The following is a 15,147-nucleotide window of genomic DNA, read 5'->3' on the forward strand; positions in this document are numbered from 1 at the left end:
GATTATGCCTCAGCCTTTTGTAACAGCGCATAATAAAAGCCATCGCCGCCGTCATTATCTAGCGGCAGGCACTGACGACCGATGGTCTGCTCAATACCCCAGTTGCAATCCTCATTAAAGTCGATGGCGCGCGCATCACTGTGGGTGCTGATAAAATGCTGCATTTGCTCGACGTTTTCTTGTTTTAAAATCGAGCAGGTCACATACAACAAGTAGCCACCTGCGTTCAGCTGTGACCATAAATTGTCCAAAATTTTTGCCTGTAGCGCGACGGTTTGCGCGACATCGCTTTCTTGTCTGAGCAGGCCAATATCAGGATGACGACGGATAACGCCCGTCGCGGTACAGGGCGCGTCTAATAAGATTGCATCAAAATTTGGCTTGGCTGCCTGCCATGTGGTCGCATCGGCGCAAACGATATCTATCTTTGGCGTGCGCTTATCTTCATTTTGATATACCAGACGCTCCAGATTGTCCTTGATACGACCAATACGTGAGGCTTCGTTATCAATCGCAGTCAGCTGAATCTCATCCGCAGCGATTACCGCATCGTCATGTTTCACGTGAAACTCATTGACGTCACTTTGCAAAAGGTTTGCCCAATGTGCCAGCTTGCCACCAGGGGCGGCGCAAGCATCGAGCAGGCGTACAGGCTTGGTTGCTGGTGTGGTAGCCAAAGCACGCTGCAAAATCGGGGCGGCAAGCTGGGCGTGCGCATCTTGCACACTAACTGCGCCAGTCTCAAAGTCAGGCAATGCCTGAATCGCAACCGACTGCTGTAGACGTAAGGCGGTCACTTCGAGTGCGGTTTCTGTAGCGGCGGTAGCGGTACGCAAAGTGACAGGCGCGCTGTCAATCTCAGCATCTGTAAGCGCGGCATGATAGTGCTCTACATCCGTCACTGCGGTATTGACGCGCAAAAATATCGGCGCACTCTGGCGCAGCGCTTGGGTCAGCGCGTCATACTCTGGCAGCCAATCTTGCTTGAGCTGCTGCGCGAGCCAATTGGGCAAGCTGTGGTTTTTGTTGCATTTTTTGCGGAATTTATTGGGGTTTTTGGCGACTTTACGCAAGATGGCATTGGTCAAGGCAGACGCACGCGCATAGTCGATTTCTTTGACCGCCTCGACTGTCTCGTTAATCGCGGCATGGTCAGCGACTTCTAAATACAGTAGCTGCGTGATGCCCAGCTGAATGCTGGCACGGACAGGCATCTCATCAATAGGCTTGTCCGATAGGCTGTCCACGAGGCGCGCGGTGGCGTGCCAGTGGCGCAGTGTGGTCAATAAAAGTGCGTGCGCAAAGCTTCTGTCCACATCAGGCAGGCGCGATAGCAGCGGCTCAAGCACACCTGCCAAAGAGTGCCCAGATTGAATCAAAAGCAAAGTACGTAACACACGCGCGCGCACGCTGCCTTTTTGGATATCGTGAACAGATAACGCGGGCGGGGTCGAAACAGAAGAGGATTTCATGAAGCTTGGTTTCCTTAACACCCGTATCAGGCATCGGTTATAAAAAAATTAAAGTGCCTGACCACCGAACACATCACCGTCATCGAGCTTGTTGCCATGACACAGCTGCTCTGCGCTCATGGGCTTGCTGCCAGCAAATTGCAGTTCGGTGAGGGCGAGGGTGCTGTTTTTCTTGTCATCACTGCTATCGCTGCCTTGATGCGCCTCATTTGCGCCGCATGCGACCAAGATGGCCTTGCGTCCGATACTAATCACCGTACCTGCAGGCAAGTCGGTCATTTGGCTGTCGTTTAGCGCTAGGCTTGCCAATATTTTGACGCGGTGACCATTTAAAAAGGTATAAGTGCCCGGCCATGGGTTCAGACCGCGAATCTGGCGCTCAATGACTGCCGCAGGCTGCGACCAATCAATCTCGCCTTCGGTTTTTACCAGCTTGTCGGCATAGTTGGCGTGTGTATCGTCTTGCACTGTCGCTTGGTTTTGATACGTCTGCAAATCAGCAAGCACAGTGGCAATCGCTTCAGCCCCTTGCTCGGCGAGCTTATCATGTAGCCGCTGCGCGGTGTCGTCATTCTCAATCGGGCAATGGGTTTTATAGAGCATGTCGCCAGTGTCCAGTCCCTTGTCCATTTGCATGATGGTGATGCCCGTTTCGCTATCGCCAGCCAGTAGTGCACGATGAATGGGCGCCGCACCGCGCCAGCGCGGTAATAATGAGGCGTGGATATTCAGGCAGCCATAGCGTGGGGTGTTTAACACCTCAAGGGGCAAAATCAGTCCATACGCCGCCACCACCATGACATCGGGGGCATACTCACGCAAGGTTGCGCGCGCTTGCTGCCCCTCTTCCACCGATTTTTTAAAGGTGAGTGGCTGCTCAACGGTAATGCCATGCTCGAGTGCCGCAGCCTTGACGGCGGACGGGGTCAGTTTTTGTCCGCGTCCTGCCTTTCTATCAGGTTGGGTATAAACCGCCACAATATCGATATTGAGCGCATCTTGCTTGGCAATCAACGCCTGCAAGCTGCTGGCAGCAAAGTCGGGCGTACCTGCAAAAACAACCCGCAAACGGGCATTACCTGTGGTAGAAGAAGGCTGGATGGTCGCGTCTGTCATAAGCTTGGGCACACTGTATCAATGACGAAAATATGAGGCTATTATAAGGAAGTTTGGGGGGATGCGCCATGTTGCTCTTGGCGATATCGCGCCCGCCTGCTGCACGAGCGCGCCAATTTCATATAAGATAGGCGCTATGACCCGCGCAGTATCGCCATAGCACATCCACAATCTTGTAGTTATTTTATATCGCCACAAAGTTTTGTATCACATTGCACGGCAGCTGTGCTACTTTTAATCTTTGATAAGGCACTTTAAGGTCAGATGCGCAGTGATGACGCACCAGCCTGAATATCTGCGTGTCCGATGCGTAAAGATAGGATTGTTATCCATGAGACAGTATCAGTCATTAAAACGTCTGCTCCTTTTTTATACAGTGACGCTGCTCATTATGCTGGTGTTGTACTACGCCATGATGTTGCTGACCATGCAAAACGCCAGCAAAAAACATAGCGAAGTGATTTTTTCTACCCTTGTGCATGAACTCAGCATTTTGGGTGTGCCTAACGACCAAAGTATCAAAAGCATCCTAACGCGCCCTATATTTAAAGACATCAGTTATCAGCTGATATTTATGCAGCCCTCAGGGCAGACCTCGGTATATCGCCACATCAATCCTGACGAAAAAGACGTCAGTACCATCAGTTTTCCCACCGTAGGCAACCAAGCCACCGCGAACACCAGCGCCTTTCGCGTCAATCATCACTACTTGACTGGTCATCTAAATTTGCAAGACGGTCAGCAGCTGTATGCGGTGATTTACAATGAGCATCCGACCATTCCTTGGCTCAGCTATCAGACTTGGCTGCCGCTGATTACCGCGCTTATTTTATTTCTGATGACCCTGCTTTATTTGCTGCATCGCCGCGACAGTTGGGGTCGCTTGTTGACGTACGCGGAGAGCATCACCACCAATACCAAAAACAGCTACACGCCATCACCGCTCGATGACGCAGAGTCGACCTCCGAATTTTTGCGTTTGGGCTACACCTTAAGCCGCATCAGTTATCAGTTAAACAGCAAGCATCGACGCATACAGAACTTAAATCACCGCCTTGAGCGTTTGGTCGAGCGCGCGCCTTTACCGATGTTGATGGTCTCTCGGCACGGACAGGTCAGTTTTTTTAACCAGCGCTTTGAGCAGGTCTTTACCACGTCTTTTGGTCGTGATGCTAAGTATGTCCTGACCGATTTTGTGATTGGCAGTGATAAGGCGACCCAGCAGTATCTTGCGCGTCCTGAGTCGCTGCGCGTGAGCCGCACCCTACTGGTCTATGGCGCACTGGACAAACAAGCCTATCAATTGCACATCACGCCCGCATTCACCGAGCATGGGCAAATCAATGGCTTTACAGTGGTGCTCGATAACGTCCAGCATTTTTTAAATGAAAAAAAGCAGCTGCAACAACAAAACAAACAACTGCTCGAGCAGCTCTCGGATATGAGCCGCCTAAAATCCGTGCTGGGGCATGAGCTGCGCACGCCACTGAACGCCATCATCAGTACCTTGCAAACTGTCAATATCTCTCGTCTGTCCGATCATGAACAAGAGATGTTTAACACACTCAGTGACTCAAGTCAGTTTATGCTGACCATGCTCAACGACATGCTCGACATGGCAAAGCTAGAGGCAGGCAAGCTCGATACCAGCTATGACAATGTCGATTTGCTGATGCTCAGTCAGCAGTTGTGCGACCTGATGGCCGCCAACGCACGGCGACACAATATTGAGCTGCTGCATTTCTTTATGCCCGATGCGCCGCGCCAGCTGTACACCGACGGCAGCCGCTTGCGACAAATCATGCTCAATTTGCTCGATAATGCCATTAAGTTTACCTCGACAGGCTATGTGGCATTGATTGTTGAGCGCGTCAGCACAGAGCACGTCAAACACCTCGTCACGCATACGGTGCAAGATAAGGACAGTGATGCCAAAGATACAGACAGCGCGTCCGAACACACCCTAGCATTACAAGCGGCAAGGGTGTGGCAAAAACACCACAGCCATGCGCCCAATCACTGGCTGCACATACGCGTAGAGGATACAGGTATCGGCATTCGCTCAGACGAAAAGGCGCGTCTGTTTTCTTATTTTAGTCAAGCCAACATCCATATCGGTCAGCAGTTTGGCGGCTCTGGATTGGGGCTTGCCATCTCCAGTAACTTTGCTCAATTGCTTGGCGGTTTTATCCGTATGGAGAGCAAAACGGGCGTCGGCAGTACGTTTCATCTGTACTTGCCTTATTATGAAGAGCAGGCGCAGCTGGTATACCCCACCTCATCTGCCATGCAATCGATACATCTGGTGGCGATTGTTAATCAAGCGGTCAATAGCGCGCACCTCACGCGTTTGTGCCAGCAGCTGTCTGTCAGCGCGCAGATTTTTGAAGGGTTTGATGAAGCGGCAAACGCGTATATCGAGCACTTGCTGGCAGCGCCCTCAGAGACCCATGCGCCCGTTTTGCTGTTAGATTATGAATACTACATGCGCTATCAAGACAGGATTGAGGACACAGAGGACACCGACACCCTCACCCCGCTGTGCCAAAACAAAGCACTGCCAACGTTGCTGCTCAGCATGAAGCCTGAGCGCGGCATCCCATCGACACTCCTTGAGCGTTTTGACGGCTTTTTGAACAAGCCCTTGGACGTGACCTTGCTGCTCTCTGAGCTGACCCGTGTCACCAAAGACAAACGCAAAACCCTAACCCCGCCACCAGAAGCCCCAGTAACGACTGCGCCTGCCGCTATTGAGGCTGCCACCGAGTCGCCCAAAAAACAGCGCCCCGATACCGTACCTTTGATTTTGGTGGTCGAGGACAACCTGACCAATCAAAAAATCACGGTAAAAATGCTCGAAAAGCTCGGCTATCGCAGTGTCGTTGCCGCTGACGGTCAGCAAGCATTGACCACGCTTGCCGAGCAGCGCGATGAGATTGATCTGATTTTGATGGATTGCCGCATGCCAGTGATGGATGGTCTGGAGGCAACCCAAGCCATCCGAGCGCAAGGCGATACCATCGCCATCATTGCCTTGACCGCCAACAGCAGCGATGAGGACAGCAAAGCCTGTTTTGCAGCAGGGATGGATGGCTTTTTGACCAAACCTGTCAATAAAAACAAACTGCAAGAGACCCTGCAACAGTTTTTGGCCATCAAAGGCGCATAAAAAAAGCGCAAACAGTAACGCTTGCGCTTTTTTCATAACCAAGTATCGACAGTGCTGTATCTACTATTTTAAAAAGCCTGTCTTTGCCAAAAAGGCTTCGTCAATACCGCCTTGGGTGCTTGCTACATCGCTACTGGTCTGCGGCTTTAGCAACAAACGCTCCAAGTAACGCGCGACAATGTCCACTTCCAAATTGACCTTGCTGCCCACAAACCAATGCTTGGCAATATTGGTCATCTGCGCGGTATGCGGAATGATGTTCAAGCAGACAATATTATCACGCACCAAATTAGTAGTGAGACTGATACCATCTAGCGTGATAGAGCCTTTGGTCGCCGTATAATGCGCCAAGTCCTGTGGTATCTCAATCTCAATATAGATAGAGCGTGCGTCTTTTTTTAGCAGCTTTACTGTGCCCACGCCATCCACGTGACCTGCGACGATATGCCCACCAAAACGGGTGGTTGGCAGCATGGCTTTTTCTAAATTGACGCTGTCGCCCACTTGCAATGTCGCTAACGCAGTTCGCTTTATCGTTTCACGTGAAACATCAACGGCGTAGTAGTCGTTGCCAAACTCAACCACCGTCAGACAGATGCCATTGGCCGCGATAGAATCGCCCAAAGACACATCACTAAAGTCCAAACTGGCCGACTCAATCACCAAACGGATGTCCCCGCCTGTGGGCTGCATGGCTTTGACCGTGCCCATACTCTCAATAATACCTGTGAACATAACACCCTCATGACTCATTGTTGGAAAACCCTGTGGATAACTTTTTTATGGCAAGCAAAACTGCATAGATTTCACAGTAATTCAAGAAGTTATCCACAAGACTCTTTTGGTTTCACAGTCTTAATCTAAAGCAATCGTTTTATATATAAGCTACTGATAAATAAGGTTTTTATCTATATATTTTTAAAATAACAGAGCAGGCAATGTTCCATGTGAAACCTATTTTATAAAGTTATACACAGCTTAGCACCCGTTCCATGTGAAACCTTTTTTATAAAACAATTTATAAACGCTATCCACGCTGGCATAAAATCAAGCCCATAACACATCTAAAAAAGCAGGTCGCGACGCTTATACAGGCTTGAATACCAGCTTCATATCACTGCCGATGCGCTCATGACTGACGCAATCAAAGCGCAGCTGCTCAGCAAGCGACAGCGGATGGTAGGTGACCATCGGGCGTGCTGCACTGCCCAGCAAGCACGGCGCTTGATAAACGATAAGCTCATCGACCAGCCCTTGCGCCAAAAAGCTGCCCGCGACCTGTGCGCCCGCTTCGACCAGCACGTCATGACACTGATGGCTCTGCACCAAGTCGCGTAGCAACGCGGTCAAGTCGTCTGTACGCCAAAATACGGTCGCATCACGGCGGCACAGCTGATACGGCGCATCGGCAGAGGGGGTTAAACGCGCGCGCCTGTCGAGCACCACCACCTTAGGCGCAGGAATCTCGCTCAAATCTACACCCAGTCGGTGTGAGCGTACCGTCAATGCAGGGTCATCAGCAATCACGGTCTGGCTGCCTGTGATAATCGCCCCGCTACGTGCGCGCAGATGCTGGACATCTTGGCGCGCGTCCTCTGAGGTAATCCACTTTGAACTGCCATCCGCCATCGCGGTGCGTCCATCGAGACTGGTGGCGATTTTGAGGCGCACATAGGGCATTTGCGTGCGCATCGCCTTTAAAAAGCCTGTATTGAGCGCTTCTGCTTGTTCGGTCATCACGCCGACCGTCACTTTAATGCCTGCGGCTTCGAGCATGGCGACGCCGCGCCCCGACACTTGCGGATTGGGGTCGAGCCCTGCAACCACCACGCGGGCGACCCTTGCGGCAATCAGTGCTTTGGCACATGGTGGCGTGCGTCCTGTATGGCTGCATGGCTCTAGGGTGACATACGCGGTTGCACCAATCGCGGCGTCTCCAGCCTCAGCGAGTGCGTACACTTCTGCGTGACCCTGCCCTGCTTTTGGGTGAAAGCCTTGTCCAACGATATGACCGTCTTTTACCAAAACGCAGCCCACCGCAGGATTGGGGCGGGTGGTATACAGACCGCGCTTTGCCTGCTCGATGGCGAGCATCATAAAATAACGATCAGCGGCCTGTGTTTGTTGTTCAGTACGCATCTCATTGCCCATCGCTTATCCGCCCCATGTCCATCTAAAAAAATAGCCGCATTATGCAAACGGCCTACATTAAACGCGCGCGTTATTCGCCTTTTTTGTCAGTGGGTCTGATATTGGCCAGCTCTTGCTGAAAGGCATCAATGTCTTGAAAGTCGCGGTACACACTGGCAAAGCGCACATAGGCGACATCGTCCAAGGTTTTGAGCTCACTCATGATAATCTCGCCAAGCACATTGCTGCTGATTTCGCGCTCACCCATTTGGCGCACGCGTTTTTCGATACGGCTGATCATCGCTTCTTGCTCATCGATGGTGATGGGGCGTTTTTGCAGGGGCAACATGACCGAGCGGCGCAGTTTTTCATTGTCATACGGCTCAATTTTGCCGCTAGATTTGATGATTCTTGGCATCACCACCTCAACCATCTCAAAGGTGGTAAAACGCTCTTGACAGTTGCTACAGGCGCGACGACGGCGTACCTGTGCGCCATCAGCGGCAAGGCGTGAATCGATGACTTTGGTCTCGGATGCATTGCAATACGGACAGTGCATATGTTACCTCTTATTATCCGCAAAAGCGGTTGGTGGCATTATTTGCCAATACAAAAACTGCCAAAGATTTTGCCCAATAAATCATCAGCACTGAACGCGCCTGTAATCTCACCGAGGCTTTGTTGGGCTTGACGTAGGCTTTCGGCGACCAGCTCACCTGCAGCAAAGATGACCAACTGCTCATGCGCGGCAGCCAAATGCGCGCTGGTACGTCTGAGCGCATCCAAGTGCCGTGTACGCGCAATCAAGCTGTTCTCGGCAGGATGAAAACCCACCCGCTCACACAGCGCATCAATCAGCACATCAATGCCTTGATTGGTTTCACATGAAACATTAACATGCGTATAACCTGATTTATTGACAAGAACAGCGTCATCACCGTCATCTAACAAGTCGCTTTTATTGGCAATCATGAGCAGGCGCTTGGCATCAGGCAGCTCGCCAAACAGCTGCTCAGCCAATGCCAATACGCCGTCTGTACCTGCGATATCACGCGTGCGGTCATAGACCATCAGCAGCAAGTCGGCTTGGGCAATGGCGGCATGCGCGCGCTCAATACCGATGCGCTCGACGGTATCATCTGTTTCTCGCAGCCCTGCCGTATCGGTCAAATGCAGGGTCAGCCCTTTTAATACCACGGTTTCTTGTAATGTGTCGCGGGTTGTCCCTGCCACATCGGTGACAATCGCGCGCTCTTGTCCTGCCAAAGTGTTCAGTAAGCTTGATTTGCCTGCATTAGGACGACCTGCTAACACCACGTGAATGCCGTCACGCAACAGCTGACCTTGCTTTGCAGTATCCAACACTTGAGCAATCTGTGCTTGCGTTTGCTCCAGCTTGTCTTGAATCACGCCATCTGATAAAAAATCCACGTCCTCTTCATCAGGAAAATCAATCGCCGCCTCCACGTGCAAGCGCAAATGAATCAACTGCTCAAGCAGTGCATTAATCTTGGTCGAAAACTCACCACTTAATGAGCGAATGGCGCTACTGGCAGCGGCGGCGCTGGTCGCATCAATGGCATCAGCGATGGCTTCTGCCTGCACCAAATCGAGCTTGTCATTATCAAACGCACGATAAGAAAACTCGCCTGCATTGGCTTGACGCGCGCCCAATTCAAACACGCGAGTGAGTAGCAGACTTTGCAATATCGTTCCGCCATGCCCCTGTAGCTCAATCACATCTTCGCCCGTAAACGAATGCGGCGCTTTAAAATACAGTACCAGCCCTTCATCAATCACGCTGTCGTCCGCTTGATAAAAACGACAAAAACTGGCGAGCCTCGGCGTAAATGTCTTTTTGCCTGTGAGCTGACACGCGATGTCATAAGCGCGTGCGCCTGAGAGTCTGATAATACCGACCCCGCCGCGCCCAAGTGGCGTGGCAATCGCAGCAATGGTCGCCTGCGGCGCGTAAGAAGATGTGCTAGCAGATACAGTCACAATAAGCCTATGATGGTATTTTTAAATACCCCATTATAGACGCCAACGCCAGTGCTGACAAAACAAACTTCGTCGCCCCTGTGCAACACACCGCCATAAAAAAACCACCGCAAGGGCGGTGGCTCTTTTATGACGCAATAGGATTTGGTTTAATCAACCACTTTTACCGTGCGGCGCTTTTGCTCTTCTTGCACCTTTTTATTGACGATATATTGCTGCGTCATACTAAACAAGTTGTTCACGGTCCAGTACAGTACCAGACCTGCTGGGAAAAACAACATGAAAGCGGTAAAGATAATCGGCAAGAACTTCATCAATTTGGCTTGCATCGGATCGGTCGGCTGCGGGTTAAGCTGCTGCTGCACGAACATCGACACACCCATCAATAGCGGCAAGATGAACCATGGATCCATCGCAGACAAGTCACGAATCCATAAAATCCAAGGCGCGTGGCGCAGCTCAATACTCTCAACCAATACCCAGTATAAGGCTAGGAAAATCGGCATCTGCATCAAGATGGGCAGACAGCCTGCCATCGGGTTGACGTTCTCTTCTTTGTAGATGCTCATCATTTCTTGAGACATCTTCATGCGGTCATCGCCATGCTCTTCTTTAAGCGCTTGCAGACGCGGTGCAATCGCACGCATCTTCGCCATAGAGTAGTAGCTCTTGTTTGAAAACCACATCAAGGCAATCTTAACCAAGATGGTCAGAACGATAATTGACCAGCCCCAGTTGCCAATCACTTTGTGAATGCCTTCTAGCAGCGCAAACAAGACCTTAGAGATGGGCCATAGCAGACCGTAATCGACCGTCTTATTCAGACCAACTGCCACATCTTTGAGCTCAGACTGGACTTTAGGGCCAGTATACAGCGTGGCATCTAGCGTCAACTGCTTATTGGCAGCGATATTCACAGGCTCACTCTTAAAGCCAATAAAGTAATCGCCATTGTTTTCATTGCTAAAGAACTGACCGGTAAAGTTGCTTGGCGTCCATGCAGACACAAAATAATGCTGCACGATACCGACCCAGCCGTCTTTACTAGACACGGTCAGCTCGCCATCATTAAAGTCTTTGAACTTTAGCTTGTTGTACGGGTCATCTGGTGTGCCCCACGCACCGCCAAGATAGGTCGCCATGCTAAGCGCACCCTTGTTTGCCATACCAGGATCTGAGCTGTCATCACGCTTTAGCTGCGCGAACAGCTGACCTTGCCACGGCTGATCTGAGCGGTTTTGAATCTGATAACGGACGTCAATAGGATACTTGTCATGCGTAAAGGTAAAGGTCTTGGTCACCGTCACGCCGTCTTTTTCATACGTCAGTGGCACAGACAGCGTCTCTTGACCCTCTTTCATCTCATAGCGATTGGCATCATGGCTGTAGTTGGCACGTCCTGCCGCAGTATCGATACCATTGACGCCCATCAGACCAGACTGCGCCACGTATACACGATTGCTGTCACTCTCTAGTAAGACAAACGGCTTTTCACTGTCGAGCGTGGCATCGTATTGCTTGAGTGCTGCATAGACGATATCGCCCCCTTGCGGGTTAATCTTAATGTCGTAACGATCCGTCACCACAGTAATCAGCCCACCATCCTGCGCCTGGGCAGCAGTTGGCGGTGTGTCCGCTGAAGGTGCTGGTGCGGGAATGTCGCCGACCGCACCTGTGGATGAGGGAATATCAGCACCTACTGAGGTTGTCGTTTCTGGCACCGCATCGACCGCTGGCGCGTCTGCATAGTCATCACGCCATGCCAAAATCAGCAGATAAGCGGTGATTAGCATCGCAATGATGATCATCACCCGAAATATCTTTTGCATAAACCTTTCCTAGAGTGAACCATAAGGACGTAGATCACGGCTGCTTAACGCGACAATAGGGCAGCAAAGCAGAAAAACCGTGACATAAAATGGTCATCATTTTACTAAAAAACCATATTAAATGATACCTGTAGTATCAGAAGCGTAAAGATGAAAAGTAACAGCATGCAACGCACTTACCGCATCAACCAGCAGTTCAAACGCTGTTTATAGCTGTATCTGTCAACAAAGACACAGTGATAATAACCATATCGAGTCGTTTTCACGTCTTGCGCGATCGGCAGGTATTGGTAACGATAGGCGTATAACGGTAGCGGCACAAAATCAACGCCATGACCACCCAAAGGATGACAACGCGCCAAGCGCATCAGTAATAACTTGCTTCCCATCACACCGCCATGCCACTTGATTGCCTGCATACCATAGGCCGAGCACGTGGGGTAGTAACGACAGCGCGCAGGCAATAATGGACTGATTACTTTTTGATAAAATAAAATTAAATAGTAAAAAAATAAAAAAATATTTTATTAATTTTTATTTTTAAAAATTTCATATTATTTAATTTTTAATTTTTTAAAATATTAAATATTTCTAAATCTATTTCTTTATTAGACAATTCATTTATTGGTTTTTTACAATAAAAACAATGTCATTATTTTTTAAATTAATAGTATAGTTTCTAAAATGCTCACGGATATGACGTTTTAACTTATTACGCATAACTGCCGTCGGTACTTTGCGCTTGGTGATTGCCATCCCTAAGCGAGCATGCGCCAGCTCATTAGTGCGTACAAAAGCCATCAAGTGCGCTTGATGCACTTTACGTTCAGGGGCATCAAACACCTGCTTGAATGCTCGCGGCGTCAATAATCGCTGCGCTTTAACAAAAGACTTAGTATTTGATATTGAAGCGTTTTTTTCCATAGTGGTTGCCCTATGATGCGTTGTGTATAACTGCGTTATACACTGGTTTAACAATCGATAGCCACAAAAAAAGCGCCTCTCTTGGCGCTTTTAATATACAGTAATCTGTTGATAAACAGGCTAGATACCTTGTATTACAATCATACAGTGTATGACATAAGGCTGTCTCATCGATAGCTGCGCCTAATGGCTTATCAGCATCATTACTGCAGTATCGTCAGTTACTCAAATTCGTTAAGTAACTACCGTCGATATTATACAGTTAGACGATGACGGCCTTTAGCGCGGCGACGAGCCAAAACCTGACGACCTTTTTTAGTTGCCATACGAGCACGGAAACCGTGAGTACGCTTGCGTTTAATCACGCTTGGCTGGAATGTACGTTTCATAACTCACCTATCTAAACGAAATAATGGACCAAATTGGCAATAACGTAGAAATATATCATTTTTGCTGTTATTGGTCAATAAAGGATTGTCTAATTTGTGATTTTAGTCAGTACCTATGGCTATGCTAATTGTCTGTTTGATGCGTTATCTATGAATACAATAAGCCAGTTGGTACTGTCCAAATAATCGCTAGCACCAGCTGTTAAGTGTGCTTATTTGCAAAAGTTATCCACAGAAAAACGTCAACTCTATAATAATAATAATTAATATATATATAGATATTGTTGTTATTGGGAGGTGTATTTTCTATGGATAACTCAATATTATTTATTACAATCAATAACTTGTACTATGGGTAACCCTGTGGATAACCTGTGGGTAAAATATGGATAACTCTCGATAATAAGTTATCCCCATTTTTATCCCCATAGTTATCCCCAGAAAATGGGATGTTATCCACAGGCGTTTCGTGGTACATTAGCGCGCTGGTTTTGTAGGGGTGAAAAACGTCATGTTATAGCGCTCTACCCAGTCAGTGCAGCATACAATTCTGTCTTTAGAGATCGAAAAGGTAAAAACGAGCGATGATAGATACAGCGACAATATGGGATAGATGCCTAAACGACCTGCGTTATCAGGTCAAAGACAATGTATTTACGATGTGGCTACGTCCATTGTCCGCCCATCAAGAGGCGCAAACGCTGGTAATCAGAGCGCCTAACGATTATTTTGTGTCGTATATCAAAAAAAATCACCTCCAAGATATCGAGCAGTTGGCCATCAAACACGGTCAAGGAGCGATTGAACATGTCGTGGTGCGTGTGGATAACATTAACCACAAAGCAGAGCCCGTAGAAGCGCCTTCTGAGTCGCCTACAGCCACCCCTCTCCCCTCCCCCGCCGTGCCTATAAATAATAGTGCGCAGTCTCAAGGTTTTGATTTTAAAGATAATGTTAATGATGAGGCACATCAGGCTGCGTTGGTTGATGCTTCAGACACCAAATCACTTAATTACCTAAATCCAGACTTTACCTTTGAGACTTTTGTGACGGGCAAGTCTAATAATCTGGCGTATAAGGCGTGTTATGAGCTTGGAAAAAAGCAGTCCAAGAACCGTCATAATCCGCTGTTTATCTACGGCTCTTCAGGTTTGGGTAAAACCCATTTGATGCATTCCGTAGCGCACCGTTATTTAAAATCAAATAGAAGTTTTTATTATTTCACTTCTGAAAAATTTATTAATCAATTAGTCTATTCTTTAAGAAATAATAAAATAGAAGACTTTAAGAAAAAAATAAAAAAAGTAGATTTATTAATTGTTGATGATATTCATGTTTTGGCAGGTAAAACCAAAAGTAGTAATGAATTTTTAACTTTATTTTCAGACTTTACCAGTGGTGATAAACAACTGATATTAGCCTCAGACCGTCATCCTTCACAAATGACAGAGTTTGATGAGCGTTTTCGGTCGCGGTTCTCTTGGGGGCTGACGGTCGCTGTTGATCCGCCTGAGATTGATACCCGCGTGCAGATTTTGCAAAAAAAGGCGGCAAGCTACGGTATGAGCCTGCCAAAAGAGTGTGCCCTATTCATCGCACAAAATGTGGTGTCTAATGTCCGCCGCTTAGAAGGCGCATTAAACCAAGTCTTTGCCAATGCCAATCTGACAGGCGCGCCCATCACGCTTGAGATGGTGCAATATGCGCTCAAAGATATCGTCGCCATGCGGGTGCAAGCGGTGAATATGGACAATATCCGTAAAGTCGTGGCAGAGTATTATGATGTGAGCGTCAAAGACATCATGGGACGCAAACGCACCCGTCATATTGCTCGCCCAAGACAGATAGCCATGGCATTGGCGCGTGAGCTGACGGGTGATAGCTACCCCGATATTGGTCAATCATTCGGTGGCCGTGACCATACGACAGTGATGCATGCGTGTGACAAAGTGGCGCAGCTGCGTGCCACTGACCCTGCCTTTGATAAAGATTACAAGGCGCTTGCGATGATGTTGCAAGCAGCGTAATGACGCGCAGACGGTTACGGAGCGGTCATGTTTTTGGGTAAAAATATGGTTTATAATGCCATCATTTGGGCGTCTTTTGCCTGTGATGGA

At 48.8% G+C, this 15,147-nt stretch carries 12 protein-coding genes; 2 read left to right on the plus strand and 10 right to left on the minus strand.

Annotated features, from left to right (window positions below):
* Nucleotides 1-2 precede the first annotated feature (2 nt).
* Together JMW05_RS06220 and fmt are read right to left on the minus strand one after the other, a co-directional pair.
* Nucleotides 3-1,472 carry a transcription antitermination factor NusB gene (locus JMW05_RS06220; RefSeq protein ID WP_201504469.1) on the minus strand — a complete coding sequence of 490 codons (1,470 nt, stop codon included), beginning with the start codon at nt 1,470-1,472 and terminating at the stop codon, nt 3-5.
* A 48-nt stretch (nt 1,473-1,520) separates the two neighbouring features.
* Nucleotides 1,521-2,588 (minus strand): methionyl-tRNA formyltransferase, encoded by a 1,068-nt coding sequence (gene fmt / locus JMW05_RS06225; protein WP_201504470.1) that lies wholly within the window; start codon nt 2,586-2,588, stop codon nt 1,521-1,523.
* Between the two features lie 331 nt (nt 2,589-2,919).
* Between fmt and JMW05_RS06230 the strand changes: the two genes are divergently transcribed.
* Nucleotides 2,920-5,757, plus strand: coding sequence for a response regulator (locus tag JMW05_RS06230; protein ID WP_201504471.1), 2,838 nt, complete (start codon nt 2,920-2,922; stop codon nt 5,755-5,757).
* Between the two features lie 63 nt (nt 5,758-5,820).
* On the opposite strand, the gene JMW05_RS06235 is transcribed toward JMW05_RS06230, so the two are convergent.
* The 8 genes from JMW05_RS06235 to rpmH form a co-directional block, all read right to left on the minus strand.
* The gene (locus JMW05_RS06235) at nt 5,821-6,492 is read right to left on the minus strand and encodes a riboflavin synthase (RefSeq protein WP_201504472.1); all 672 of its coding nucleotides are present in this window, start codon (nt 6,490-6,492) and stop codon (nt 5,821-5,823) included.
* A 351-nt stretch (nt 6,493-6,843) separates the two neighbouring features.
* Nucleotides 6,844-7,908, minus strand: coding sequence for a bifunctional diaminohydroxyphosphoribosylaminopyrimidine deaminase/5-amino-6-(5-phosphoribosylamino)uracil reductase RibD (gene ribD, locus JMW05_RS06240; protein WP_227691462.1), 1,065 nt, complete (start codon nt 7,906-7,908; stop codon nt 6,844-6,846).
* Between the two features lie 70 nt (nt 7,909-7,978).
* Complete coding sequence (gene nrdR, locus JMW05_RS06245; RefSeq protein WP_201504473.1) at nt 7,979-8,446, minus strand: transcriptional regulator NrdR; 468 nt, start codon at nt 8,444-8,446, stop codon at nt 7,979-7,981.
* A gap of 38 nt (nt 8,447-8,484) precedes the next feature.
* The gene (gene mnmE / locus JMW05_RS06250; protein ID WP_201504474.1) at nt 8,485-9,888 is read right to left on the minus strand and encodes a tRNA uridine-5-carboxymethylaminomethyl(34) synthesis GTPase MnmE; all 1,404 of its coding nucleotides are present in this window, start codon (nt 9,886-9,888) and stop codon (nt 8,485-8,487) included.
* A gap of 149 nt (nt 9,889-10,037) precedes the next feature.
* A complete protein-coding gene (gene yidC / locus JMW05_RS06255; protein ID WP_201504475.1) occupies nt 10,038-11,717 on the minus strand; it encodes a membrane protein insertase YidC in 1,680 nt (559 codons plus the stop codon).
* A gap of 176 nt (nt 11,718-11,893) precedes the next feature.
* A complete protein-coding gene (yidD, locus tag JMW05_RS06260; RefSeq protein ID WP_201505551.1) occupies nt 11,894-12,238 on the minus strand; it encodes a membrane protein insertion efficiency factor YidD in 345 nt (114 codons plus the stop codon).
* 100 nt (nt 12,239-12,338) lie between these two features.
* Nucleotides 12,339-12,641 carry a ribonuclease P protein component gene (gene rnpA / locus JMW05_RS06265; protein WP_227691463.1) on the minus strand — a complete coding sequence of 101 codons (303 nt, stop codon included), beginning with the start codon at nt 12,639-12,641 and terminating at the stop codon, nt 12,339-12,341.
* 254 nt (nt 12,642-12,895) lie between these two features.
* Entirely contained in the window at nt 12,896-13,030 is a 135-nt protein-coding gene (gene rpmH, locus JMW05_RS06270) for a 50S ribosomal protein L34 (protein ID WP_007394757.1), read from the minus strand.
* A 584-nt stretch (nt 13,031-13,614) separates the two neighbouring features.
* On the opposite strand from rpmH, the gene dnaA reads away from it, so the two are divergent.
* Nucleotides 13,615-15,057: a chromosomal replication initiator protein DnaA gene (gene dnaA, locus JMW05_RS06275; protein ID WP_201504476.1), complete on the plus strand. Its 1,443-nt coding sequence runs from the start codon at nt 13,615-13,617 to the stop codon at nt 15,055-15,057.
* Nucleotides 15,058-15,147: the final 90 nt, after the last annotated feature.

Origin of the sequence: Psychrobacter aestuarii (assembly GCF_904846035.1) — a bacterium.
Taxonomy (GTDB): Bacteria; Pseudomonadota; Gammaproteobacteria; order Pseudomonadales; family Moraxellaceae; genus Psychrobacter; species Psychrobacter aestuarii.